20 protein-coding genes and 1 pseudogene are annotated in these 26289 nt (G+C 62.2%); 11 read left to right on the top strand and 10 right to left on the bottom strand.

The annotated features are described in order from the left end of the window. The first annotated feature begins 287 nt into the window (after window positions 1-287). Window positions 288-1604, top strand: a complete 1317-nt coding sequence (gene cytX, locus P0D68_RS06020; RefSeq protein ID WP_408299332.1) for a putative hydroxymethylpyrimidine transporter CytX — start codon at window positions 288-290, stop codon at window positions 1602-1604. A 103-nt stretch (window positions 1605-1707) separates the two neighbouring features. On the opposite strand, the gene speB is transcribed toward cytX, so the two are convergent. Then, window positions 1708-2697, bottom strand: coding sequence for an agmatinase (gene speB, locus P0D68_RS06015; RefSeq protein ID WP_091796349.1), 990 nt, complete (start codon window positions 2695-2697; stop codon window positions 1708-1710). A 172-nt stretch (window positions 2698-2869) separates the two neighbouring features. Here speB and P0D68_RS06010 point away from each other — a divergent pair, with 172 nt between their 5' ends. Next, window positions 2870-3790 (top strand): LysR family transcriptional regulator, encoded by a 921-nt coding sequence (locus P0D68_RS06010; RefSeq protein WP_091796351.1) that lies wholly within the window; start codon window positions 2870-2872, stop codon window positions 3788-3790. Window positions 3791-3871: 81 nt separating this feature from the next. Here the strand turns inward: P0D68_RS06010 and lolA are convergent, their stop codons facing one another. Then, complete coding sequence (lolA, locus tag P0D68_RS06005) at window positions 3872-4609, bottom strand: outer membrane lipoprotein chaperone LolA (protein WP_408299329.1); 738 nt, start codon at window positions 4607-4609, stop codon at window positions 3872-3874. 422 nt (window positions 4610-5031) lie between these two features. After that, complete coding sequence (locus tag P0D68_RS06000) at window positions 5032-7344, bottom strand: DNA translocase FtsK (protein ID WP_091796353.1); 2313 nt, start codon at window positions 7342-7344, stop codon at window positions 5032-5034. 344 nt (window positions 7345-7688) lie between these two features. Here P0D68_RS06000 and trxB point away from each other — a divergent pair, with 344 nt between their 5' ends. The 3 genes from trxB (at window position 7689) to P0D68_RS05985 (ending at window position 10262) form a co-directional block, all read left to right on the top strand. Then, on the top strand, window positions 7689-8690 hold the full coding sequence (gene trxB, locus P0D68_RS05995) for a thioredoxin-disulfide reductase (protein ID WP_091796355.1): 1002 nt from the start codon (window positions 7689-7691) through the stop codon (window positions 8688-8690). 179 nt (window positions 8691-8869) lie between these two features. Further along, the gene (locus P0D68_RS05990) at window positions 8870-9628 is read left to right on the top strand and encodes a Smr/MutS family protein (RefSeq protein WP_408299326.1); all 759 of its coding nucleotides are present in this window, start codon (window positions 8870-8872) and stop codon (window positions 9626-9628) included. A 13-nt stretch (window positions 9629-9641) separates the two neighbouring features. Continuing rightward, window positions 9642-10262, top strand: coding sequence for a trimeric intracellular cation channel family protein (locus P0D68_RS05985; RefSeq protein ID WP_091800716.1), 621 nt, complete (start codon window positions 9642-9644; stop codon window positions 10260-10262). Window positions 10263-10338: 76 nt separating this feature from the next. On the opposite strand, the gene P0D68_RS05980 is transcribed toward P0D68_RS05985, so the two are convergent. Then, a complete protein-coding gene (locus tag P0D68_RS05980) occupies window positions 10339-12177 on the bottom strand; it encodes a GmrSD restriction endonuclease domain-containing protein (protein WP_408468131.1) in 1839 nt (612 codons plus the stop codon). A gap of 284 nt (window positions 12178-12461) precedes the next feature. Here P0D68_RS05980 and P0D68_RS05975 point away from each other — a divergent pair. Further along, a pseudogene (locus P0D68_RS05975) lies at window positions 12462-12764 on the top strand (trimeric intracellular cation channel family protein); the annotation flags it as partial. A 96-nt stretch (window positions 12765-12860) separates the two neighbouring features. Here the strand turns inward: P0D68_RS05975 and fliD are convergent. Then, on the bottom strand, window positions 12861-14369 hold the full coding sequence (fliD, locus tag P0D68_RS05970) for a flagellar filament capping protein FliD (protein ID WP_408299322.1): 1509 nt from the start codon (window positions 14367-14369) through the stop codon (window positions 12861-12863). Window positions 14370-14652: 283 nt separating this feature from the next. On the opposite strand from fliD, the gene P0D68_RS05965 reads away from it, so the two are divergent. Continuing rightward, on the top strand, window positions 14653-15312 hold the full coding sequence (locus tag P0D68_RS05965; RefSeq protein WP_408187305.1) for a glutathione S-transferase family protein: 660 nt from the start codon (window positions 14653-14655) through the stop codon (window positions 15310-15312). 122 nt (window positions 15313-15434) lie between these two features. Continuing rightward, entirely contained in the window at window positions 15435-16352 is a 918-nt protein-coding gene (locus P0D68_RS05960) for a LysR family transcriptional regulator (RefSeq protein WP_091796363.1), read from the top strand. A 78-nt stretch (window positions 16353-16430) separates the two neighbouring features. On the opposite strand, the gene P0D68_RS05955 is transcribed toward P0D68_RS05960, so the two are convergent. The 4 genes from P0D68_RS05955 to P0D68_RS05940 form a co-directional block, all read right to left on the bottom strand. Further along, complete coding sequence (locus P0D68_RS05955) at window positions 16431-17546, bottom strand: ABC transporter ATP-binding protein (RefSeq protein ID WP_408187306.1); 1116 nt, start codon at window positions 17544-17546, stop codon at window positions 16431-16433. 103 nt (window positions 17547-17649) lie between these two features. Then, window positions 17650-18507, bottom strand: coding sequence for a carbohydrate ABC transporter permease (locus tag P0D68_RS05950; protein WP_091796367.1), 858 nt, complete (start codon window positions 18505-18507; stop codon window positions 17650-17652). Continuing rightward, complete coding sequence (locus P0D68_RS05945) at window positions 18497-19435, bottom strand: carbohydrate ABC transporter permease (protein WP_408299319.1); 939 nt, start codon at window positions 19433-19435, stop codon at window positions 18497-18499. The genes P0D68_RS05950 and P0D68_RS05945 overlap by 11 nt, the downstream gene beginning before the upstream one ends. Window positions 19436-19635: 200 nt before the next feature. Beyond that, window positions 19636-20883 (bottom strand): ABC transporter substrate-binding protein, encoded by a 1248-nt coding sequence (locus tag P0D68_RS05940; RefSeq protein WP_091796372.1) that lies wholly within the window; start codon window positions 20881-20883, stop codon window positions 19636-19638. A 544-nt stretch (window positions 20884-21427) separates the two neighbouring features. Between P0D68_RS05940 and zwf the strand changes: the two genes are divergently transcribed. The 3 genes from zwf to P0D68_RS05925 all read left to right on the top strand — a co-directional run bounded on the left by zwf (window position 21428) and on the right by P0D68_RS05925 (window position 25673). Continuing rightward, a complete protein-coding gene (gene zwf, locus P0D68_RS05935) occupies window positions 21428-22891 on the top strand; it encodes a glucose-6-phosphate dehydrogenase (protein ID WP_408299317.1) in 1464 nt (487 codons plus the stop codon). Window positions 22892-23071: 180 nt separating this feature from the next. After that, window positions 23072-23779 carry a 6-phosphogluconolactonase gene (gene pgl, locus P0D68_RS05930; protein WP_408299315.1) on the top strand — a complete coding sequence of 236 codons (708 nt, stop codon included), beginning with the start codon at window positions 23072-23074 and terminating at the stop codon, window positions 23777-23779. Further along, window positions 23757-25673, top strand: a complete 1917-nt coding sequence (locus P0D68_RS05925) for a bifunctional transcriptional regulator/glucokinase (RefSeq protein WP_091796378.1) — start codon at window positions 23757-23759, stop codon at window positions 25671-25673. The genes pgl and P0D68_RS05925 overlap by 23 nt, the downstream gene beginning before the upstream one ends. A 123-nt stretch (window positions 25674-25796) precedes the next feature. Here the strand turns inward: P0D68_RS05925 and P0D68_RS05920 are convergent, their stop codons facing one another. After that, window positions 25797-26099, bottom strand: coding sequence for a hypothetical protein (locus P0D68_RS05920; RefSeq protein ID WP_408299313.1), 303 nt, complete (start codon window positions 26097-26099; stop codon window positions 25797-25799). Window positions 26100-26289: the final 190 nt, after the last annotated feature.

The following is a 26289-nucleotide window of genomic DNA, read 5'->3' as shown; positions in this document are numbered from 1 at the left end:
GCCAGCACGCGAAAGTGCGGGCAACGTCCTGCATTATGACAGTGACGGCGCCCGGACGAAGAGGCCGCGCGACGCGCCGGGACGACTCGGGTGGCGCAGGCCGTGCAAAAATCCGGAAATGGATAGCGCGGACGGACGACACAAGAGGACGGCGCGAGCGGACCGAGCAACAGCACAGCGCAACCGGACACGCAAGCGAAGCCCCACCGCGGACATAACAGCAAACGCAACCGCCGACGCAACTTCGCAGGCAAGTCGGCAAGCAACACCAACAGGGACAAGACCAGATGGCACAAGATCCAATCGCCGGCGACGCCGGTTCCACCTACGCGCCGCTCACGCCGGTGCCCGATGCGCGCCGCGCGTTCCGCACCGGCGACGCGTTCGCGCTCTGGTTTTCGCTCGGCATCGGCCTGCTGGTCGCGCAAGCGGGTGCGCTGCTGGTGCCGGGGCTGTCGTTGCCGCACGCGTTGCTGGCGATCGTGATCGGCAGCGTGATCGGCGTGGTGCTACTGGCGCTGGCCGGCGTGATCGGCACGGATACGGGGCTCGCGGCGATGTCGTCGCTGCGCCCGACGCTCGGCGTACGCGGCGCGTCGGTGCCCGCCGTGCTGAACGCGGTGCAACTGGTCGGCTGGGGCTCGTTCGAAGTGATCGTCATGCGCGATTCCGCCGACGCCCTCGCCAAGCAGGCCTTCGGCCTCTCCATGCCGCTCATCTGGACCGTGATCTTCGGCTTGCTCGCGACGCTGCTGGCGATCAGCGGCCCGCTCTCGTTCGTGCGGCGCTTTCTGCGCACGTGGGGCATCTGGCTGCTGCTCGCGGGCGCGGCGTGGCTCACGTGGAATCTGCTCGCCACACACGATCTGGCCGCGCTGATGCGCCGCCCCGGCACGGGCGAGATGTCGTTCGGCGGCGCCATCGATCTGGTGGTGGCCATGCCGTTGTCGTGGCTGCCGCTGATCGCCGACTACACGCGCTTCGGCCGGCGTCCCGGTGAAACGTTCCGCGGCACGCTGCTCGGCTACGGCATCGCCAACATCTGGTTTTACGCGCTCGGCGCGATCTACGGCCTCGCGGCGGGCGGCGGCGACGCATTGCTGACGGGCGCCCTGGCGCAAGCCGGCGGCGGCCTCGCGCTGCTGCTGATCCTGATCGACGAAGTCGACAACGCGTTCGCCGACATTCACTCCGCCGCGGTGTCGACAGGCACGTTCTGGACGCGCGGCAGCGTGCCCATTCTGTCGGCGGCGTTCGGCGCGCTATGCACGCTGATCGCCCTGGCCGTGCCGATGGCGAAGTATCAGAACTTCCTGCTGCTGATCGGCTCGGTGTTCGCGCCGCTGTTCGGCGTGGTGCTGGTGGATCACTTCATCTTGCGCAAGCGCCGTATCGAAGTGGCCGCGCTCGCCGACGTGCGCGGCCGTTACGGCTTCTCGGGCGGCTGGCATTTGAGCGCGTTTCTCGCGTGGGCCATCGGCATCGCCGCATATCAGGCGATCAACCAGTGGCTGCCGAATCTCGGCGCGACCTTGCCGGCGCTGGTGATCGGCGCGGTGTGCTATCTGGCGTTCGTGTCGGCGCGCAAGACGGCGTATGCGTGAGTCTTGAGGCACGGCCGTCGCGGTAGTCGCGGCAGTCGTTCAGAAACGCAAAAAGGCCTGCATTTGCAGGCCTTTTTTCATTGCGAGACGTTGCGAGATTACTTCAACGCGTGGAAGCCCGATACTCGACGCCCGGCAACACGCACAGCAATTCGAACGCGAGATTCGCGCCGAGCAGCGCGGTCGTGCCGAACGGATCGTACGGCGGCGCGACCTCGACCAGATCGCAACCGACGATATTCAGTCCACGCGAGCCGCGAATGATTTCAAGCGCCTGCGGCACCGTCAGACCGGCGATTTCCGGCGTGCCCGTGCCAGGCGCAAAAGCCGGATCGATCCCGTCGATGTCGAACGTGATGTATACCGGGCCGTCGCCCATGCGCTCGCGCACACGCGCCATCAGCGGCACGAGCGACTGGTTCCAGCAGGCTTCGGCCTGCACGACTTCGAAGCCCTGATCGCGGCACCAGTCGAAGTCTTCCGCCGCGTATCCCGTGCCGCGCAAACCGATCTGCACGACCCGATCGCAATCGAGCAAGCCCTCTTCCACCGCGCGGCGGAACGGCGTGCCGTGCGCGATCTTCTCGCCCATCATCGTATCGTTGACGTCGGCGTGCGCATCCACGTGAATCAGGCCGACCTTGCCGTGCTTGCGATGAATCGCGCGTAGGATCGGCAACGCGATGGTGTGATCGCCGCCCAGCGTGATCGGTTTGCAATCGTGCTGAAGAATTTCGTCGTACGCGGTTTCGATGCGCGCGATCGAATCGTGCAGGTTGTACGGATTGATCGCCACGTCGCCGAGATCGGCCACGCGCAGCGAATCGAACGGCGCGGCGCGCGTCGCCATGTTGTAGGGGCGCAGCAGCACGGACTCGCTGCGAATCTGGCGCGGCCCGAAGCGCGCGCCGGTGCGGTTCGAGGTGCCGAGATCGAACGGCACGCCGACGAAGCAGGCGTCGAACCCTTCGGCCGAGCCGACGTTCGGCAGCCGCATCATCGTCGCAATGCCGCCGCAGCGGGGCATCGCGTTGCCGGACAGCGGCTGCGGCCGTTCACCGGCTTCGGGATTAATGAAGGAAGAGGTATTCATCGTGTCTCGGCAATGAAAAAGGGCAGCAAGCAAAATCTTGCAGACCGGCCGAGGAGAAGCATCTGAACCGCACCTTGCCGGGCGAATCTCGATTCTTGAGCAGTTTCCCAGAAGTTAAAATAGCAACAGAATAAACTTCACATTGATTCCCGGCGATGTATCCTGACGACCCATGTTCTCCCAACTCACCGATCTCGACCTGCGGCTGATACGCGTATTTCTTGCCATTGTCGACGCGGGCGGCGTGTCGCCGGCCCAGGCGACCCTCAACGTCGGCCAGTCGACCATCAGCACGCAGCTTGCCACACTTGAAACGCGCCTCGGCTACCGGCTGTGCGAGCGCGGCCGCGGCGGCTTCAGCCTGACCGCGCGCGGCGAGCAGTTCATCGACGCCGCCCGCGCGCTGCTGTCGGCCGTGGACAACTTCGGCATGCAGGCGCGCAACGTGGGCCGCAAGCTGGTCGGCACGCTCGACATCGGCATGATCGGCCACACGCCGGTGTCGGCGAGCGCGCGCATCAGCGATGCGATCGGACGGTTCCGGGCACGCGATCAATCGGTGCGGTTTTCGATTCTGGTGCGCTCGCCGGGTGAACTCGAAGAACTGCTGCTCAATGGGCGGATACAGATCGGCATCGGCTATTTCTGGCATCGCGTGCCGTCGCTCGAATATACCGAGGTGTTCGCGGAAGATCAGTTCGCTTATTGCGCGAAAGGGCATCCGCTGTTCGCGCAAGCGGGCGAGGTGCCGCCAGCCGAGGCTGCACAGCACGAGTGGGCGTGGCGCAGTTATCCGCTGCCCGAAGCCGAAAGCTCGACCACGCCGCAGAATGTCACCGCCGTCGCTGACAACATGGAAGCGGTCGCGATGCTGGTGCTCTCCGGGCATCACCTCGGGTATCTGCCGGGGCATTTCGCAGCGCCGTTCGTCAAGCAAGGGCTGCTCGCGGCGCTGAATCCGGCGCAGATGCGCTACCGCGTGGCGTTTCATATGGTCACGCGCGCACGGCAGCATCGCACGGATATTGTCGAAGCGTTTATCGACGATATGAAGGCCGCGCATCCCGTGCAGGTTTTGCAGGTGGATGAGTAGCGGCAACGCTAGCGGCCCGCCATGAAAAAAGCCGCGCACGGAGCGCGGCTTTCTGCCTGTCATATGCCACCCGCAGGCGGTTTAGCCGTTGATCACGTCCGCGCCCTTGGGCACCGTGAACTTGAACGCGTCGGCCGGCAGCGGCGGGTTTTTCTGAATGTTCGAGAAGGTCAGCAGCGTGACGTTGCCGAACACGTCGTGCAATTCCATCGCTTCGAGATTGCCGTCCTTGAAGCCGATCCCCACGCGCTGAAACTGCGTGTCTTTCGCCTTCGGCGTCAGTTCGAGCCAGTCGATGCCGGCCTTCACACCCGCGTCACGCAGCGTGAAGTTCTTGTCGAGATCGTTGCTGCCGAACAGGATCGCCGCCGGGCTCGCGCCGAGCGCGCCACCGAGACTACGCACTGTCACCTGATTCAGATCCTTGTCGTACACGTAGAGCTTGTCGCCGTCCGCCTGCAGCAGTTGGGCATAGGGCTTCTCGTATTGCCAGATGAACTTGCCGGGGCGCGCGAAGGTGAAGGTGCCGCTCGACGTGCCGGTCTTGCCGGTGCCCGTGGTGGTCAGCGTGCCGCTCGCGCCCTGCTGCGCCTTGCTTGGCGCCCGCACTTCCTGCTGCACGAAGGTGCCGCGCGCCGAATGCACTTGCGCGACGAACGCTTTCAGCTGCTCGGTGCCGCTCGCGAATGCCTGCGATGCGAAGAGCACCGATGCGCCGATCGCCACACTGCCCACGCCACGCGCGAGGGTCCGCGCGAGTTGGCCGAAACGGCCGGATTGAGCCTTCTCTCGAGCGTGCTGCTGCGCGAATAGCTGCATATAGTTTTCTCCCTTGATTGAATTCGTTGAGCGGTCGTGACCGCTTGCTTGCGCATTGGGCGATGCCTGCGCGACCATTGGCGAGGGGCTGCCGCGATGCCAGCGAGGCTGCGTCCCATTCGCCGTACCCAAGCGTGTAGGGGCAGCTTAGCCACCCCGCCTTAAACGAGCCTTAGGGTAGCGACCGGCCCTTCACAGACGCAAAGCATGGCTCGCCAAACGAGCCTTCGCAGTGGTAGCGACGCCTCAACGCCGCGACGCGTGGCTTGCTTTCCTTGTGGCGACGCTAACGAGGCGTCCGCGTCTCGCCGCCGACAGTGCATTCGCCACTTCTTTGCGAGCTCGCTGCCGTCGGTCAATCCGCGCTGCCGCGCCGGGGCGAGAATATTCGCCGCCTCGCTGCGATCTCGCTGCCCGTCGGCTTATTCCGCTTCCCGCGCCGGCGCCAGAATCTCGCGATTGCCGTTCGATGACATGGCCGAGACCACGCCCGAATTCTCCATCTGCTCGAGCAGGCGCGCCGCGCGGTTATAGCCGATGCGCAAATGCCGCTGCACCAGCGAGATGGACGCGCGGCGGTTCTTCAGCACGACGTCGACTGCCTGGTCGTATAACGGGTCCGACTCGCCGTCGCCCGATCCGGTTCCCCCGGCGCCCGCCGAGCCTTCGTCGCCCTCGCCCGTCACGCCGCCTTCGAGAATGCCTTCGATATAGTTCGGCTCGCCCTGCTCCTTGAGTTTGTCGACGACGCGATGCACTTCCTCGTCCGACACGAACGCGCCGTGCACGCGCACCGGCAAGCCGCTGCCAGGCGGCAGATACAGCATGTCGCCCATGCCGAGCAGCGATTCCGCGCCCTGCTGGTCGAGAATCGTGCGCGAGTCGATCTTCGAGGACACCTGAAACGCCATCCGCGTCGGCACGTTGGCCTTGATGAGACCAGTGATCACATCCACCGACGGACGCTGCGTTGCCAGAATCAGGTGAATGCCGGCCGCGCGCGCCTTTTGCGCGATCCGCGCGATCAGCTCTTCGACCTTCTTGCCGACCACCATCATCAGGTCGGCCAGTTCGTCGATCACCACGACGATGTTCGGCAGGCGCGTGAGCGGTTCCGGATCGTCCGGCGTGAGGCTGAACGGATTCGGCAGCTTTTCTTCGCGCTTGGCGGCTTCGTCGATTTTGTTGTTGTAGCCGGCGAGGTTACGCACGCCGAGCTTGCTCATGAGCTTGTAGCGGCGCTCCATTTCGGCGACCGCCCAGTTCAGCGCGTGACCGGCCTGGCGCATATCCGTCACCACCGGACACAGCAGATGCGGAATGCCTTCATAGACGCTCATTTCCAGCATCTTCGGATCGATCAGGATCATGCGGACCTGATCGGCGCTCGCCTTGTAGAGCAGCGACAGGATCATCGCGTTGATGCCCACCGATTTGCCCGAGCCCGTGGTACCGGCCACCAGCAAGTGCGGCATCTTCGCGAGGTCGGCGCACACCGGCTTGCCGCCAATGTCTTTACCGAGGCCCATGGTCAGCGGCGACGCGGCATCCGCATACACCGCCGAGCCGAGAATCTCCGAGAGACTCACGGTCTGCCGACGCTGGTTCGGCAACTCCAGCGCCATGAAATTCTTGCCCGGAATCGTTTCGACCACACGGATCGACACGAGCGACAGCGAACGCGCGAGGTCTTTGGCGAGACCGACGATCTGGCTGCCCTTCACGCCCGTGGCCGGCTCGATTTCATAGCGCGTGACCACCGGGCCCGGATACGCCGCGACCACGCTGACTTCGACGCCGAAGTCCTTGAGCTTTTTCTCGATCAGACGGGACGTGAATTCCAGTGTATCCGCGGAAATGGTTTCCTGCGCGGCGGGCGCGGCATCGAGCAGCGAAATGGGCGGCAAGGTGGAATCGCCCGGCAGGTCCGTGAAGAGCGGCACTTGCCGCTCCTTCTCGACGCGCTCCGACTTGGCCGGCGTGACGACCGGCGGCACGATCATGACCGGCTCGTGTTCCTCGATCCGCACGCGGCCCTTCTCGACCTTGCCTTCGCGCTTGACGGCGGCCGCTTCGCCCAACTTGCGGTCGCGGCCGGCCTCGCGGCGCAGCTTGGCGAAGGTCACCGCGGAAATGATCGATTCGCCGACCTTCTCCGACACCGACAGCCACGAAAAACGGAAATACAGCGACAGGCCGATGCCGAGCACGATCAAGAGCGCCAGCGTCCCGCCCGTGAAACCCAGCGCATGCGACACGCCGCGAGCAACGGCCTCGCCGATCACGCCACCCGGCGCGCGCGGCAACTGCACTTTGAGCGACCACATGCGCAACGCCTCGATGCCGTCGCACGCCAGCAGCACGAGCATGAAGGCGAACGCGTCGGCAAGCCAGCTCTCGCGCGGCACGTCTTCCTGCTCTTCCTCGTGACGGGTGATGCGCTTGTAGTTCGCGGAGATATGGCGGCCGAGCAGCACGATCCACCAGTAGGCGGACAGGCCGAACAGCAACAGCAGGATGTCCGACGTCCACGCGCCGACGCGGCCCGCCCAGTTGGCGATATGGTCGACCTGCGCGGCATGGGTCCAGCTCGGATCGCGCCGGCTATAGCTGACGAGCGCCATGAGCAGGAAGACGCCGAGCGCCACCTGCAGGATCCAGCGGATTTCGGTGAAAAGGCGCGACATGCGGTGCGGCAATGCCTGCGCGCTCGCGGAATAGGGAGCTTTTGCCATTGATCCTGTTGCGTGTGTGCCCGATTCCCGGTCCGGGTAGTTGCCTGAACCGTGGCCGAACCTCGATCGGCGGGGCTTCGGGCCCGATCCCGGCTTCCGGGAACTTCGATCCGGTCTATTGTAAACGCAGTGTCCCGCGCGAGGCTGTAAATGACGGTAACTTGGCCGTTTGGCCACAGAAAGGCGCTGCGGGGGCGAGGCGACGCTATCGGTGCGATCGGAAAGCTTCATGGAGCGGGCCGGCGCCTCGCCCTTTATAATGCCGGACTGATACCCAACTATAGCTTCAGCTCAAGTCGCGCGGCCTCGCATGGGCGAGCCGGGCGCCGTAAAAGGATTCGATCATGCCCGCAACTTCCACGAAACACGCCAAGGTTCTGATTCTCGGTTCCGGTCCCGCCGGCTATACGGCTGCGGTCTACGCGGCGCGCGCGAACCTCGCGCCGGTGCTCGTCACGGGCCTCGCTCAAGGCGGCCAGCTCATGACCACGACCGACGTCGAAAACTGGCCTGCCGACGCCAACGGCGTGCAAGGCCCGGAACTGATGGCGCGCTTCCTGGAGCACGCCGAGCGCTTCAACACCGAAATCATTTTCGACCACATCCATACGGCCAAGCTGGATGAGAAACCGATCCGCCTGATCGGCGATTCGGGCGAATACACCTGCGACTCGCTGATCATCTCGACCGGCGCCTCGGCGCAGTACCTCGGCCTGCCGTCGGAAGAAGCGTTCATGGGCAAGGGCGTGTCGGCCTGCGCCACCTGCGACGGTTTCTTCTACAAGCAACAACATGTGGCCGTGATCGGCGGCGGCAATACCGCGGTCGAGGAAGCCCTCTACCTGTCGGGTATCGCGAAGAAGGTGACGGTGATCCATCGCCGCGACAAGTTCCGCGCCGAGCCGATCCTGATCGACCGTCTGCTGGCGAAGGAAAAGGAAGGCCTGGTCGAGATCAAGTGGGACAGCACGCTCGAAGAAGTGACCGGCGACCAGTCCGGCGTGACCGGTCTGCGCATCAAGAACACGAAAACGGGCGCCACCGAAGACATCGCGCTGCAGGGCCTGTTCGTCGCGATCGGCCACAAGCCGAACACGGATATTTTCGCGGGCCAGTTGGAGATGAAGAACGGCTACATCATCACCAAGGGCGGCCTGAATGGTTTTGCGACCGCCACCAGCGTGCCGGGCGTGTTCGCGGCGGGCGACGTGCAGGACCACGTCTACCGTCAGGCGATCACCAGCGCGGGCACGGGCTGTATGGCCGCGCTCGACGCGCAGCGCTATCTGGAAACCATCGACGAGATGGTCGGCGAGCACGCCATGAGCCAGGAAGCCGAGCGTTAATCAGCCGCGCCGGCCAGCGAGCCGGTCAGGAAGATTGGCGCAACGGTAAAATGACGGTCGGGCTTAGCCCGGCCGCCTGTCAGAAGAAAGGCCGCGGCTGACAAGCCGGCGGCCTTTTTGCATTCCGGTCGCAAGCAAACGTCGCGCGACCGGTCCACTTTTCTGCGTGTCTTACCCCTATGCCGAAGAATCAGCCCCATCCGAGCGAACCGAAGCGCGCGCGAGCCGCCGCGCGGCCCGCGCCCGAACCGGCTGCGCCCGCCGTCAAGCCGAAGGTGGACCCGGCCGCCGGTCTCGCCGGCCTCGGCGCATTGCGCGATGCGCTCAAAGTCGACACGCAACGGCGCGAGCGTGAAAAGGCGGCCGCCGCGGCCGCGCAGCGCGAAGCATCGGCGGACGCCGATCTGTTTCGCCGCGAGATTGGGGCGGTCGCGCCGCTAGCCGTGCCGCCGCGCGCCACGCTGCCGCGCAATCCGCCGCCACCGCTGCCGGTGCAAACCAGACTCGACGAAGAAGCCGTGCTGCACGAAGCGATCTCGGACGAGTACGATCCCGAAGTCCTGCTCGACACCGACGAGACGCTGTCCTACTGCCGTCCCGGCGTGAGCCAGGAAGTCGTGCGCAAGCTGCGGCGCGGCGACTGGATCGTGCAGGCGCAAATCGACCTGCACGGCATGCGGCGCGAGGAAGCGCGCGAGGCGCTGGCGGAGTTCATCCGCGAATCGGTGAAGCGCGGCTTGCGGTGTTTGCGCGTGATCCACGGCAAAGGTCTGGGATCCATCGGCAAGGAGCCGGTGTTGAAAGGCAAAGTACGCGCATGGCTCGTGCAGAAGTCCGAGGTCATCGCGTTCTGCCAGGCGCGCCCGCATGACGGCGGCGCCGGCGCGGTGGTCGTGCTGCTGCAGCCGGGCGCGTTGCCGGCTCACGCCAGAACCTGACGGAGCCGCGGTGATCCATCCGAGGCTGACCCTCGCGCTGACCCTCATGGAGGCGCTGGCGATTTTTGCATACGCCATTTCCGGTTTCATCGAAGCCAGAACCCGCCGGCTCGATACCGTGGGCACGTTTCTCGTGGCGATCGCCACGGCCTTCGGCGGCGGCACGTTGCGCGACGTGCTGCTGGAGCGGCGGCCGTTTTACTGGGTCGAGCATCAAGGCTACCTGATCGCGATCTTCGTGATGTCGCTGTTCGCGCCGATGCTGTTGAAAATGACCTCGCGTCTGCTTTCCGAACGGGTTCTGCTGGTCGCGGATGCGATCGGCCTTGGGCTCTTCAGCATCGCCGGCACATCGATCGCGCACGACGCGCAAATGCCGTGGTTCACCTCGGTGCTGATGGGTGTACTGACGGGGGTTTTCGGCGGCGTGATTCGTGACGTGCTGTGCAACGAGGTGCCGCTGATTCTGCGTGACTCGCGGCCGTATGCGACCTGCGCGTTCGTCGGCTGCTGGCTGTATGTGCTGATGGATTACTTCGACTTCGACACGGTGTATAGCGTGCTGATCGCCACCGCCTTTATCCTGCTTGCAAGGCTGGTGACGTTCAGGCTTGATGTGCGGTTGCCGCATTGAGCGCATCGAGGCCTATGAGAAGTAGTCGCTCTCCACTCGTCAGCAGATCCCGCAAGTTTCGCATGATCCGACCTCGTCACACCCGGCAGTTTTCCAAAAACTCATTGAGCCTGGCGGCGATCAACTTGCGCCGTTGTGTCAGGAACTGCTTGTACGCTGACAACTCAAGCAATGAATCTTTTGTCGGAATTGCCTGAGCGACAAACGGCCCGCGTCCGTGCTCTTCTATATAGGATGGCAGATATTTGGAAGGCAGCTTGTCGCTGATCGCACGATTTGTCTTTCCGCCGATAAAAGCTAAGTTCGCAATATCATCGGCCTCGCGCACGGAGTAATCCTTGCAAAGTTGTTTTTTCGGGAAGATGTGATGAAACTGTAGGTGATGCTGGCTCCCTGAATGATCTAGTGCAATTGCAAGGTTTGAACGCCAATCTTTTGCATCCGCTGCGCGAAACGCAAGGAACATCGTCTTGAAGAGTGCGCTGCGCTGGCTTCGCCCCTCCAACTCTTCGGGAGCGATGTCAAGGCGCCCGAATTGCAATCTCAGCCTGTCGATAAGGTCTTGAACATTGCCGCCGTCGCGAAGGATTGCGAGATCCTGATTAAGGATCGTTTCGCTCGATCCGCGAGAAAAGCGACCTTTGGCATTGGCGACCAAGATCCAATAGCGTAATTGAGAGGCTTCTTGGGCTTTCACCTTATATTTGTGCAAATGTCCAAAATAAGCCAAGACGACCAACAAAAAAGGCGAAGATAGAAGAACCGGACTTTCGATCCCCACGTTGCTCTTCAGGAAATTCAGCGCGAAATGCATGCCTTCGCACGAGCTCTTCCAAGCCGTTTTTAATTTGTTTGCCGACAGACTGCCCACGGTCAAGAATTGCGACTGCCCTGTCGCAAAAGCCATGAGGTTCTTGAGATGAAGTCCGAGATCAAGATCGAATCCCCTTTTTGCGCAGTCGGCCTGAAAATCCAAAAATGTCTGGAGCGAGTGTCGCCATTTCGCCGTAATTTGAGCGAGCGCTAAATCGGAGCGCCTGAGCTTTGCGCCCAGTGAGTTAACTCGAACAAAGATTTCAGTAACTTCATCGTACGACAGGGTGCGCTCGAGTACGTCCATCCGATACACGTACTTGCGTATGGCCCGGAGCTTCGCTAAACGTTGGCTGTATCGCTCATACCGCGGGTCATCGAAATCCGAAACACCGGCGTGTTTGAGAAAAGGCGCGTCACTGTCATTCTTGAATACTTCCGAGACTTTTACCCATTGGGGCATTTGCTCCAGCTTTCGCGTCGATACCACAAAGGTCATTTTGTTGAATCGCTTGAGAAGTTCATCTTCGTCAGAATCTGCATCCTCATTCGCAATATCGTCATCATCTTCAACGTCTTCCGTGTTGAGACTGCTTTCTTCGACCTCAGTGATCAATGTGAGCTGATCAGGATGTTCAAGATTGAAAAGAAGGTCAATTGGACGCTGTCGTCCGCGCACCCGGACGGGCTCCCCTCTGATGACAGCGGACAGTGACGTAAGCCTTTGTTGGCCGTCGAGCAACAGACGTGTGCTCTTATACGGATTCGCGCTTTGGCTGACCGCAAAATCTTGCAAAGCGATCTCTTCATTAGTTTCCCAAAGCAGAATCGCACCGGAAGGGTAACCGCGGTAAAGGGAGTCGAGCAAATCCCGAACGCGCGTTGAACGCCAGACGTACTGCCGCTGCATTTCAGGGAGTCGAAGTTCGCCACGCTCGATCATCGATACGAGCTCATCAACGGACGCTTCTGCCTTGGACACAATTATTCCCTTATCGTAATCATCAAATACTTTTACCTGCTCATGGCAAAGCGCAAGCAAAACCGGCTCAAGGTCCGGTCCGAGAGAGGTGATTTCACAGGTTTCAATCTTCCTCAGCATTTAATAGTGGTGCCGGGAAAACCTTCGCAATGCTAACGCCACTCGGCCAAAAAATTAACCGAATGGCGACCTTTGCAATCAAATTTGACATATCCCGGAAAACACCTACATATTCCAACCGACAATCGCAATTGCACTGGTGAACCTTCGCTGGGAAAACTTAAACCGGTGCGCATGCGTAACTGATGAAATGGCGGATGTCGACGTGATGCGAGTTGTTTCGCGTAGGACCCTTCGCTCTCCGACCGAACCATGTGCGCCCTTCAAGTCCTCCGCCCAAAGCCCTCTTCAGCATCGCCGGCACATCGATCGCGCACGACGCGCAAATGCCGTGGTTCACCTCGGTGCTGATGGGTGTGTTGACGGGGGTTTTCGGCGGCGTGATTCGTGACGTGCTGTGCAACGAGGTGCCGCTGATCCTGCGCGACTCGCGACCGTATGCGACCTGCGCGTTCGTCGGCTGCTGGCTGTATGTGCTGATGGATTACTTCGACTTCGACACGGTGTATAGCGTGCTGATCGCCACCGCCTTTATCCTTCTTGCGAGGCTGGTGACGTTCAGGCTTGATGTGCGGTTGCCGCACTAGCTGCCGCACAAGGTCCCGCACGAGCCAGCGGGCGGCACGGCCCGCCTCGACCCGCGGCGTACCGCCCGCGAACGGCCGCCGCCCCGCCCTTCAAACCTACTTGTTGGTCGCCAGCGCGCCCGCGCTCTTCGAGCCGCCGAACAACGCCGTCAGATACGCCGAGTTGTTGTTCATGGTCGCCATCAACGTATTCAGTGCAGTGAACTGGCTCTGGTACTGCTTCGTCAATTGCGTGGCGTAGTCGCTCAACTTGCTTTGCTGCGCGGTGACGCTCTTCAGGTCGGCATTCAGCGCAGAGTTGCGCGTGTCGATAATGCCGCCCGTGCGCGTGAACTCGGTAATGCTCTTGTTCAATTTGGCGCCAATACCATTGGTCGAATTGAACAACGCGGCAACCTGCGCAGAGCTTGTGTTGAGCGCGGTAGTCAGTTTCGCATTGTCCACGACTAGCGTACCGTCCGCCGGATCGCCTTTGAGGGCGATGCCGATATGGCCGAGAGTCACCACCGAACTGCCCTGGCCAACCCCGCCGCTGACGATCGAAGCCAGCGCGTTCTTCACCGTCAACAACGTCGAGTCGCCCAGCAGCGCGCCGCCCGTCTTCGACGATTTGTCGTACGAGGACAGCTTGCTGATCGTGGTGACAACGGTGTTGTACAGATTGACGAAATTCGTGATGGCCGTGTTCTGCGCGGTGGTGTCCGGCGCGATGGTCAGCGTCTGCGGGTTGTTGACCGACGCGCTCGACAGATTCAGCGTGACGCCGGAAATCGCATCGGTGACGGCGTTGTTGGCGCTGCGCGCCGCGATCCCGCCAATGGTGAGCAGCGCGTCTTGCGCCGCTTCGCTCTGCCGCCAGGCTTGGCCGGCATCCGACGATACGATCGTGGACGGCGCGCCGTTCGCCCCGGGCGTCGAGGTCACGCCGAGGCTCGACAGACCCGCATCGTTCTGCACGTTGCTGGTGGCCACGTTGATCGTGTTGGCCGAGCCGGTGTTAGCCGAGCGCAACACGAGGTGCGCCCCGCCGGTGCCGGTCACGATCGTTGCCGTGACGCCGGGATTGTTGCCCGCTTTATTGATCGCGCCGGCAATCCCGCTCAAGGTGTTGTTGGTGCTGTCGATCGCGACATCCATCGACTTGCCGCCGACCGAGATGGTCAGCGTGCCGGTGCCGAGCTGCGTGGCCGCACCGAACGCCGCCGAAGACAGGCTTTGCGACGAAGCGATCTGTGTGACATCGATCGTATAGCTGCCGGCCACCGCGCCCGGACCTGCTTTCGGGTCGAGGCCCTTGGCGCTCGCGGTAGCCGCGAAGGTGGACAACGTCGTTCCGTCCGACAGATTCTTGAGCGCCGCCTGCAACGCGGACAACGCCGAAGTCAGCGCGCCGTAGGCGGATAAGGTGGTGTTGTCGCTGGTTTGCCTTGCTTGCAGCGCCGCCGCCTGGCCCGCCGTCCTGGCGTTCACGAGCACCGAGACCAGCGACGCCACGTCCATCGACGAGTTGCCGGTCGAACCGCTGATAATGGATTGCGCCGCTTGCTGAACCTGGCTCTGCGCGTTCGAGGTCGCGCTATTGACCGAAGACGTGATCGTAGACATGTGAAGCCCCCGTGCGTCGAATTATTCGTTGTTGATTTGAGTGACGCCCCGAGCTTGCTTCTGTCGCACCATTTATCCGGTCACGTCGGCGTCTCTTACAAAGTTTTCAAATGTTACACCATCTTTCTTCATAGTTTTGTGACGGTTTGTCGTAGCGAATGCCGGCTGATAGATCCTCATGGCTGTCGATTTGCGGCGCCGCCGTTCGTCGTGAAGTAAACGGTCGATCAGGCCGTCACCGCGCGCAGCGCGCCCAGCAATATCAACCGCTCAAGGTGACACGATGCCCCTGAAGCTCTACGCCCATCCGTTCTCCTCGTACTGCCAGAAGGTCCTGACCGCGCTCTACGAGAACGGCACGCCATTCGAATTGCGCCTGCTCGCCCACGACGACCCGCAAGTCATGGCCGAATTCGCCGCGCTTTGGCCGATCAAACGGTTTCCGCTGCTGGTGGACGGCGGCCGGACCGTGATGGAGGCGAGCATCATCATCGAATACCTGGGCCTTTATCATCCCGGACCGGTGCCGCTCGTGCCGGCCGACGCCCGCGCGGCGCTGGAAGTGCGCGGCATGGACCGCTTCTTCGACAACTACATTTCGACGCCGCAGCAGAAGATCGTCTACGACAGCATGCGCCCGGAGCCGGAGCGCGACCCGCGCGCCGTAGCCGAGGCGCGCGCCATGCTCGACACCGCGTACGGCTGGCTGGACAAGGTAATGGCGGAGCGCGAATGGGCCGCCGGCGACACTTTCAGCCTCGCCGATTGCGGCGCCGCGCCATTCCTCTTCTATGCCGACTGGACGCACGCCATCGGCCCGGCGTTTGCGCACGTGCTCGCTTACCGCAAGCGGCTGCTGGCGCGGCCGTCGTTTGCGCGCGCGGTGGATGAAGCGCGCCCCTATCGCGCGTTTTTCCCGCTCGGCGCGCCGGATCGGGATTGAGCACGACGGCCCGGCAGAGGCGCTGTGCGGGCGGCCGACTCTCAGCCTATGCGACAACAATTTTTCCAACCTATACACTTCACTTCGAAACCTACTTCCGGCAATCACTCATAAGGCAAAACATGGACCGTTTCGAAGCGATGGAGATATTTACGCGTGTGGTGGAGGCGAACAGCTTCACCAAAGTATCCGAGTCGCTCGACCTGCCACGCGCCAAAGTCAGCCGCACCATCCAGGCGCTGGAGGAACATGTCGGCGTGCGTCTGCTGAACCGTTCGACGCGCCAGGTCAGCGTCACCGAAGACGGCGCGCTGTTCTACGAGCGCTGCGTGCGCATTCTCGCCGAAGTCGTCGACGCCGAATCGTCGCTGTCGAACAAACGCGAAAATCCGGCCGGCACGATTCGCGTGGATACGTCCGGCACGCTGGCCCGCGCGCTGCTGCTGCCCGCGCTCGATGATTTCTACCGGCAATACCCCGAGATCGACGTGCGGCTCGGCCTCGCCGATCGCAACATCGATCTGATTCAGGATGGCGTGGACTGCGTGATCCGCATGGGCACGCCGGAAGAGTCGAGTCTCGTCGCACGTCGGATCGGCCAGGCGCGCATCGTCACGTGCGCGTCGCCGGCGTATCTGGAGAAATACGGCGAGCCGACCACGCTCGAAGCGTTGAGCGAGCACCGCGCGGTCAATTACGTGTCCGCCCGCACGGGCAAGACGTTCCCGTTCGAATACGAAGTGGACGGCGAAATCGCCAAGGTCACGTTGAAAAGCGTGCTCGCGGTGAACGACGGCTCCGTGTATATCGGCGCGGCCGTGCTCGGCCACGGCATCATCCAGCCCTCGCGCTTCATGGTCTCCGATCTGATCAACCAGGGCGCGTTGAAGGAAATCCTCACCACCTACACGAGTCCCGGTACGCCGTTATCGGTGCTCTACGCGCACCGCCGCAATCTGAGTTCGCGGCTACGCGCATTTATCGAGTGGGTGACGGAACTGGCGCGCAACAATCCGGATCTGCGCATTACGGACCAATAAGCGGCGGCCGCAAAACAGAAAGCCCCTTGCGCTTCGCAGCGCAAGGGGCTTTCTTCAAACTCGATCCAGACTTTCCGCTCAGGCAATCCGCTCTTCGTTGGTCGGATCGAACAGCACCGCCTTCGAGGTATCGAACAGCAGCGTCGTGTTCGTCAGCGGTTGCGGATTCGAAGCCGGGTGCACGCGGCTCACGATCCGCTTACCGTTGACCTGCGCGAACACCAGCGTGTCCGGGCCGGTCGGCTCGATCACGTCGACCTTCACTTCGATCGGCTGCAGCTTCGCGTTGTCGCCGTGCGCGCCACGCGCGTCGGTGATGCGCTCCGGACGCAGGCCGAGAATCACATCACGGCCAACGTGCGACTTCACCTTCGCGGAGTCGAACGGCAGGTTCAGCGCCGTGCGCGCGACACCCGTATCCAGTTCGAGCGCCACGCCCGCGCCCTGCTCGACCAGCTTGCCCTGGATGAAGTTCATCGGCGGCGCGCCGATGAAGCCCGCCACGAACAGGTTCGACGGCGAGTCGTAGATTTCCTGCGGCGCGCCGAACTGCTGCACGATGCCGTCTTTCATCACCGCGATGCGGTCGCCGAGCGTCATGGCTTCGATCTGATCGTGCGTCACGTAGACGATCGTCGTGCCGAGGCGTTGATGCAGCAGCTTGATTTCCGAACGCATCTCGATACGCAGTTTCGCGTCGAGGTTCGACAGCGGTTCGTCGAACAGAAACATGACCGGATCGCGCGCGAGAGCACGGCCCATGGCCACGCGCTGGCGCTGGCCGCCGGACAGTTGCCCCGGCTTGCGATCCAGCAGGTGCGTGATCTGCAGCGTATTCGACACGCGGTCGACGATCTGCGTTTGCTCCTGCTTCGGCACCTTGCGAATGTTCAGACCGAACGAGATGTTCTCGCGCACCGTCATGGACGGATACAGCGCGTACGACTGGAACACCATCGCGATATCGCGATCTTTCGGCGACAGGTTGTTCACCGTCTTGCCGTCGATCTGAATCTCGCCCTTGGTCACGGTTTCGAGGCCGGCGATCATGTTGAGCAGCGTCGACTTCCCGCAGCCCGAACCGCCGACGAGAATCAGGAACTGGCCGTCTTCGATGTCGATATTGACACCCTTCAGGACCGGCACCCCGTTCGGGTAAGTTTTGTACACGTCACGGATGGAAAGGCTTGCCATGCTGTGAATCCTCTTGTCTCTGGTACTGCTTGAAAACGTCTTCGGATGACGGCGGCTTCGAATCGAACAGAAGCCGCCGCGCTCGGATGGTTGAGCCTGGCGTCTAGCCCTTCACTGCGCCCGCCGTCAGGCCGCGCACGAAATAGCGTCCGGCGATGATGTACACCAGCAGCGTGGGCAGTGCGGCGATGATCGCGCCGGCCATGTCCACGTTGTATTCCTTTACGCCGGTCGAGGTATTCACGAGGTTGTTCAGCGCCACCGTGATCGGCATCGAATCGACACCGGAGAACACAATACCGAACAGGAAGTCATTCCAGATCTGCGTGAATTGCCAGATCAGGCACACCATGAAAATCGGCAGCGAAACCGGCAGCAGAATCTTCGTGAAGATCGTGAAGAAACCCGCGCCGTCGATACGCGCCGCCTTCACGAGTTCAGCCGGAATGCTCACGTAGAAGTTGCGGAAGAACATCGTGGTGAAGGCGATACCGTAGATCACGTGCACCACCACCAGGCCGGTGGTCGTGTTCGACAGGCCGAGAAAGCCTTCGAAACGCGCCATCGGCAGCAGGATCGCCTGGAACGGAATGAAGCAGCCGACCAGGATCATCGTGAAGATCGGATCCGCGCCACGGAAACGCCAATGAGTGAGCACATAACCGTTGAACGCGCCGATGATCGACGAGATCAGCACGGCGGGAATCACCATCCGCACCGAGTTCATGAAGAACGGCTGCATGCCGTCGCAACGCACCCCCGTGCAGGCGCCGCTCCATGCCTTGATCCACGGCTCGACGGTCCAGTGCGTAGGCGGCGTGAGCAGGTTGCCGGTGCGCAGCTGATCGATGTCCTTGAACGACGTGGACAGCATCACGTACAACGGGAACAGGAAATACAGGGCAAACAGAATCAAGGCCGCGTAAATGACGGCACGGCTGATCGTCATCTTAGGCTGCATTGCGGGTGCTCCTCGATTCCAGATACATCAGCGGCACGAGCACGGCCACGACAGTGGCGAGCATCATCATCGACGATGCCGCGCCGACGCCCAGCTGCCCGCGATTGAACGAAAACGTGTACATGAAAATAGCCGGCAGCGACGACGAGGTGCCCGGACCGCCGGCGGTCAACGCGACCACCAGGTCGAAGGTCTTGATCGTGATGTGGCAGAGAATCAGCAGCACGGAGAAGAACACCGGGCGCATGCTCGGAATCACGATCTTGCGGTAGATGGTGGGCAAGCCCGCGCCGTCCATCTGCGCGGCCTTGAAGATTTCAGCGTCCACACCGCGCAGGCCCGCGAGGAACAGCGCCATGACGAAGCCGGTGGACTGCCACACGGCCGCGATCACGACGCAGAAAATCGCCTTGTCCGGATCGCCCAGCCAGCTGAACGAAAAGCTCGTCCAGCCCCAGTCGTGAAACACCTTCTCGAGGCCGATGCTCGGCGTCATGATCCATTGCCATGCCGTACCCGTCACGATGAACGACAGCGCCATCGGGTACAGGAACACGGCGCGCAGCGCGCCTTCATTGCGAATCTGCTGATCGAGCAGGATCGCGAGAAAGAGACCGAGGCCGATACAGATACCGATGAACGGGATGCCGAACCAGCCGAGGTTCGCAGCCGACGTCCAGAACACGTCGTTATCGAACAGTTCGCGATAACGGTCGAGACCGACAAATTCATAACGAGGCATCAGTCGCGAATTGGACAGCGACAGATAGCCGGTAATGGCGATGAAGCCATACACGAAGATCAGGCTGATCACGACGCTGGGTGCGAGCACCAGCTTCGGAATCCAGCGATCGGCAAGGGCCGCCATGGGCGACGCGCGGCGGGTGACGGAGGCCGTTTTCCCGTTTCCGCTGATAGAAGCAGTCACTACTCGACTCCTGCTGAAACTGTGCCGCCGGGACATTCGCGCCGGAAGACGCGAGGCCGCAACGGCATAGGTGTGACTCTATGAAACCAGGCTGAAGCCGCCTGCCAATGCGAGGACTTCCACCCCGGCAATCAGCGACGTGAAGGGCGCGCCCGGTGCCCGTTGATGAACCGCCGGGCGCGCCGCATCATTCACTTCACTTACTTGGTCTTCGCTGCCTTCGCGAGCGCGGCAACCGCGCTCTTCGAATCCTGCTGCGAGTTCATGAACTTCGTGACCACGTCCGAGATCGCGCCGGCTGCTGCATCCGGTTGCGCCATGCCGTGTGCCAGCGAAGGCACGTAGCCGCCCGACTTGATCGCCACTTGTTCATCCGCGTACGACTTCTTCGCGCAGTCGTCGAACTTGGCCATCGACACGCCCAGACGAACCGGGATGGAACCCTTGTTCAGGCTGAACTGTTCCTGGAACTCCGGCGACATGATCGTCTTGGCCAGTGCGAGCTGACCCGGCGTTGCCGCCTTCGCGCCCTTCTGCTGGAAGAATACGAACGAGTCGACGTTGAACGTGTAGGACTTTTCCGTGCCCGGCACAGCGGCGCAGATGTAGTCCGAGCCCGACTTCTTGCCGGCGTTGGCGAATTCGCCCTTCGCCCAGTCGCCCATGAACTGCATGCCGGCCTTGCCGTTGATGACCATGGCCGTTGCCAGGTTCCAGTCACGGCCCGTGCGGCCCGCGTCGAAGTAACCTTGAATCTTGCGGACCGTGTCGAACACGCCGACCATCTTGTCCGAAGTCAGCGTCTTTTCGTCGAGGTCGACCAGCGCCTTCTTGTAGAAGTCCGCGCCTTGCGACAGCACGACGTCTTCCCACAGCGTCAGGTCTTGCCACGGTTGGCCACCCATCGCGATCGGCTGGATGCCCGCGGCCTTCATCTTGTCGGCCACGGCGAAGAACTCAGGCCACGTGGTCGGCGCCTTGCCGCCTGCCTTGTCCAGCGCTGCCTTGTTGATGTACAGCCAGTTCACGCGGTGCACCGAGAACGGCGCGGCGACGTAGTGACCGTCTGCGTGCATGATTTTGTCGATTTCCGGCGGCAGGTTCTTCTTCCAGTCACCCGCGGCGGAGTCGATCGGCACCAGCACGCCTTGCTGCGCCCAGTCCTGGATCAGCGGACCCTTGATCTGCGCAGCGCTCGGCGCGTTGCCCGAGATCACCTGCGTCTTGAGTGCCGTCATGGCAGCCGCGCCGGCGCCACCCGCAACCGCAAAGTCCTTCCACGTGTAACCCTGCTTCGTCATGTCGTCCTTGAGGACGCCGACGGCTTTCGATTCGCCGCCCGAAGTCCACCAGTGCAACACTTCGATCGACTCGGCAGCCTGCACGGCCGAGACGCCACACATCAGACCTGCGGCGCACAAAGCGCCCATGATCGCGCGAAATTTCATTGCTTATCTCCTCCAGACACCTGAACAAAAAACAAATGGCCCCTGATGTCGCCAGGGTGCTGTGGTTGGTTCAAACAGGCAAAACACTGGGCGATCGAGCACGGTCGGGCGCATGCGCGAGGCATGTGCCGGCGGACCGATTTTCGGCCGCTGGAAGCTCAAGAGATGAGTGGTTCGGGATGCAACTGACTGTCTCCTCTTTTGATTTTTGCCTGCCCGCGTCGCGCGCGGCAGACTCGAGGTGCCTTGCACGTCAACCTGGTGCCGACCATTACGGAAAGCCGCTCAACTGCCCGGCTTTCCACAAGGGCCGCAGGGCGTGCTGGCGCGTACCGACACGCAATGTCCGTTAACATGCAGGGGACGCCTGCCGATTCGGGAAAACGCGCATCTGGACTTGCAGCGCACGCTTTTTTCATCGAATTAGCGTTACCTCTTGATTTGGATTGTAGTTAAACTACAATTCAGTGTCAAAAAAAATTTTATCGGACTACGGTCGCTCAACTGTTCAACTTCGGCGGCCCCAGGACATCGACGGAGACTCATGCAAACCGATTCAAGTTTCACCTTCGTTCTCTTCGGCGGAACCGGCGATCTGTCGATGCGCAAGATCCTGCCGGCACTGTTTGAAGCACACCGTGCAGGCGGCATGCTGGCCGACAGTGGCAAGATCGTGGCGGTGGCCCGGCACGCGGCGGATCGCAGCGAGTACCTCCAGTGGGTGAACGAACACGTCAAGCCACATGTGTCGAAGAACGGTGTGGACGAAACGGCGTGGGCGGGCTTTCTGAACCGCATCGAGTTCGTGAATATCGACCTCGGCAAAGCGGAAGACTTCGTGCACTTGCGCGACGCGATCCAGAATCTGCCAGGCATTCGCGTGTTCTATCTGGCTACGGGTCCGTCGCTGTTCGTGCCGATCTGCCATGCGCTCGCGTCGGTGGGACTGAACGAGAACGCCCGCATCGTGTTGGAAAAGCCGCTCGGCTATGACCTCAAGTCGTCCAACGCAATTAATGATGCAGTCGGTGAAATCTTCGCCGAAGAACAGATCTATCGGATCGACCACTACCTCGGTAAAGAACCGGTGCAGAACCTGCTGGCGCTGCGTTTCGGCAATGCCCTCTTCGAGCCGCTGTGGCGCCGCGAGTGGGTTGAAAGCATCCAGATCACGATCGCCGAAGAACTCGGCGTGGAAGCGCGCGGCGACTTCTACGACAACACCGGCGCCCTGCGCGACATGGTGCAGAACCATTTGCTGCAACTGCTTTCCATCGTGGCGATGGAGCCGCCCCACTCCATGGATTCGGATTCGGTGCGTGATGAAAAGCTGCGCGTGCTGCGCGCCTTGAAGCCCATCGACCCACGCGACATCGGCAAGGTGGCCGTGCGCGGCCAGTATCATTCGGGCGTGATTCGCGGCACCGCGGTGCCGGCATATGCAACGGAGTCCGGCGTCAGGCCGGACAGCACGACCGAAACTTTCGTCGCACTGAAGGTCGAGATCGAAAACTGGCGCTGGGCCGGCGTGCCGTTTTTCCTGCGCACCGGGAAGCGCCTCGCCGATCGCGTTGCCGAGATCGTGGTGAACTTTCGTGCAGTGCCGCATTCGGCGCTCGGCGCTTCCGCGCTGCGTGCCGGCGCGAACCGCCTCGTGATCCGCCTGCAGCCGAACGAAACCATTCGCCTGTACTGTCTCGCCAAGCAGCCCGGCGAAGGCATGAACCTCGCCAGCGTCCACCTCGATCTCGCGTTCGACCAGTTCTTCCGCGAAGGACAGATGGAGGCTTATCAGCGTCTGCTGCTCGATGTGATCAACGGCCGCCTCGCGTTGTTTGTGCGGCGTGACGAGCAGGAAGCCGCGTGGCGCTGGGTCGAACCGATCCTGAACGAATGGAAAGTGTCGAACAAGCCGCCCAAGCCGTACGCTTCGGGCACGTGGGGACCGGCGGCGTCGAGCGCGATGCTGGCGCAACATGGCACCTGCTGGCTCGAAGAAGAGAATTGAATCACGGCGGCACGTCGTATTCCACGGACCATGACGCGCCGCCTGTAAGACCCACCGACGAACTGAACGGAATGGCGCCGGTATTACGAGGGCGCCTGCAGGTCATCCACCTCGCAGGCATCGCGTGAGAGCAGTACGGCACATTCCGCAGATCCAACAAGAAAGCAGCACGGAGGAGAAGTGATCGAGCTTCACGCTTTCGACGATCAACGCGCCCAATCCGACGCGTTGGCGAAAGCGGTTGGCGACGCGTTACATGCGTCGCTCGCCGCACAGGCCGCCGGGTCAACCACCGGCGCGCGCCCCGCAATGCTTGCAGTGTCTGGCGGCAGCAGTCCGCGCCCGTTTCTGCAGACGTTGTCCACGCAAACCTTCGACTGGGCACGCATTGCCGTGACACTGGTCGACGACCGCTGGGTGCCGGAAACGGACAGCGCGAGCAACTCGCAACTGGTGCACGCCACGCTGTTGCAGAACGCCGCGAAAAACGCGGCCTTCTGGCCGCTCGTGGACACCACGCAGGAACTGAACGCGCACGTCGCCGCGCTGAACGCCGACCCGCGCTTTGGCGTCGTGCCGGACGTCGCGATTCTCGGCATGGGCGAAGACGGCCACACCGCGTCGATCTTTGCCGACGCGCCCGAATGGGACCATGCGATCACCACCCGCGAGCGCTTCGTCGCCGTGCACCCTGGCAGCGCGCCGCATGCGCGCGTAAGCTGGTCGCTATCCGCGTTGAAAGAAGTGAAGCATCTGTTTTTGCTGATCGCCGGACCGCGCAAAATGGACGTGCTGAACGCCGCCACCGCTGCGCTACAAAAAAATGCCATCTCACAGTTGGCGAACGACAAGGGAGTGAGACTCGATGTCTACTGGTGTGCAAACTAAGGCTGTTCCGGGCGCGGGCCAGCACGCCGATGGACCGAGGCTCCTGGCCGACATCGGCGGCACCAATGCGCGTTTTGCGCTGGAGACGAGCCCGGGCGAAATCGGCTCGGTGAAGGTCTATCCGTGCGCGGACTATCCGGGCGTTGCCGAAGTCATCAAGAAGTATCTGAAGGACACCAAGATCGGCCGCGTGAATCATGCGGCGATCGCGATTGCGAACCCGGTCGACGGCGATCAGGTCAGCATGACGAATCACGACTGGAGCTTTTCGATCGAAGCCACGCGCCGCGCGCTCGGCTTCGACACGCTGCTGGTGGTGAACGACTTCACGGCGCTGGCCATGGCGCTGCCCGGCCTCACCGACGCGCAACGCGTGCAGGTGGGCGGTGGCGCGCGCCGTCCAAACAGCGTGATCGGCCTGCTCGGCCCGGGCACCGGCATGGGCGTGTCCGGCCTGATTCCCGCCGACGACCGCTGGATCGCGCTCGGCAGTGAAGGCGGTCACGCCACCTTCGCGCCGGCCGACGAACGCGAAGACATCGTGCTGCAATACGCGCGCAAGAAGTGGTCGCACGTGTCGTTCGAACGTGTGGCCGCGGGTCCCGGCATCGAAGTGATTTACCGCGCGCTCGCGGGCCGCGACAAGAAGCGCGTGGCGGCCAACGTCGACACGATCGAGATCGTCAAGCGCGCGCTGGAAGGCGAGCCGCTCGCGGCCGAATCCGTCGACGTGTTCTGCGGCATTCTCGGCACCTTCGCGGGCAATATCGCGGTGACGCTCGGCGCGCTGGGCGGCATCTATATCGGCGGCGGCGTGGTGCCGCGACTCGGCGAGGTCTTCGCGCGCTCGTCGTTTCGCAAGCGTTTCGAAGCCAAGGGCCGCTTCGAAGCCTACCTGCAGAACGTGCCGACGTATGTGATTACCGCTGAATATCCGGCGTTTCTCGGCGTCTCCGCGATTCTCGCCGAGCAGTTGTCGAACCGCGCGGGCGGCAGTTCATCGGCGGTATTCGAGCGGATTCGCCAGATGCGCGATGCGTTGACGCCGGCAGAGCGCCGCGTGGCCGATCTCGCGCTGAATCATCCGCGTTCGATCATCAACGATCCGATTGTCGATATCGCGCGCAAGGCCGACGTGAGCCAGCCTACCGTGATCCGCTTTTGCCGTTCGCTCGGCTGCCAGGGCTTGTCCGACTTCAAGCTGAAGCTGGCAACGGGCTTGACCGGCACGATTCCGGTGAGCCACAGCCAGGTGCATCTTGGCGACACGGCCACGGACTTCGGCGCGAAGGTGCTGGACAACACCGTGTCCGCGATTTTGCAGTTGCGCGAGCATCTGAATTTCGAGCACGTCGAACGGGCCATCGACCTGTTGAACGGCGCGCGGCGTATCGAGTTCTATGGTCTCGGCAATTCGAACATCGTCGCACAGGACGCGCACTACAAGTTCTTCCGTTTCGGCATCCCAACGATTGCCTACGGCGATCTGTACATGCAGGCGGCGTCGGCGGCCTTGCTCGGCAAGGGCGATGTGATCGTTGCGGTGTCCAAGTCGGGGCGCGCGCCTGAACTGCTGCGCGTGCTGGATGTGGCCATGCAGGCGGGCGCCAAGGTGATCGCGATTACGTCGAGCAATACGCCTTTGGCCAAGCGGGCCACCGTCGCGCTCGAAACCGATCACATTGAAATTCGCGAGTCGCAGTTGTCGATGATTTCGCGGATTCTGCATCTGGTGATGATCGATATCCTGGCTGTCGGCGTGGCAATTCGTCGTGCCGTGCCTAGCGCGGATGTGGCGGAAACGGTCGCGAAGGCGCGCCAGGGTGCGGATGATGATGCGACCGCCGTGCTGGATTGGCTGAGCCACGGCGCGGCTTCTTCGGCGCGGGATTGACGTTGGGAAATGGGCTGCGCCGTGGGAGTGAGTTGTTGCCCGCGGTGCTCGCCTGTCCTTGAAGTCATAGTGGTTCGGTCAGTGTCGCCCTTGAGCGACGCTGCACCAATGTGCCGCGTATTGCTAGTGTTGAACGCGGTCGCCGCGACTCATGGCAAATGGCGCGGAACATTCCAACGGCAGCACGAAGACATTCCCACACATGGCCGGCGCTGCGGGGGCGGGCGGAAACACAAACCATGAGCCGTTGTCATGCCGGAAGAACACGATCGTCAGCGGCCCGCTCGAAGTGCAACCTTCCAGTCGCACATAGCGACCGTGCGTTGCGAGCAACCGGCCAATCTGCGTCACCCGCGCGGGCATCGAACGCGTTGGCGCAAGCCATTTATCCACGAGAGATCGCAAGGAAAGGCTGTCGGCATTCATGTCGTGCTCCTGAATTCCAGTTGGGCTGAGGAGGAGATTCGCTCCACAGGTCCGTGAATTCAGTATTGGATAGGCACTCACGAAGTTAAATCAGAGCAGCCCGAGAATGACGTAGCCGAACATCGTGCGCTGTAGGGGTTCGCCTACGTCGCACTTGCCATGTGGCGCGTCCGCCTGAGCCAGGCGCCCG

This window comes from Paraburkholderia sp. RL17-380-BIE-A (assembly GCF_046028085.1).
In the GTDB taxonomy this organism is placed as follows: Bacteria; Pseudomonadota; Gammaproteobacteria; order Burkholderiales; family Burkholderiaceae; genus Paraburkholderia.
This window is presented reverse-complemented; position numbering and strand designations above follow the sequence as displayed.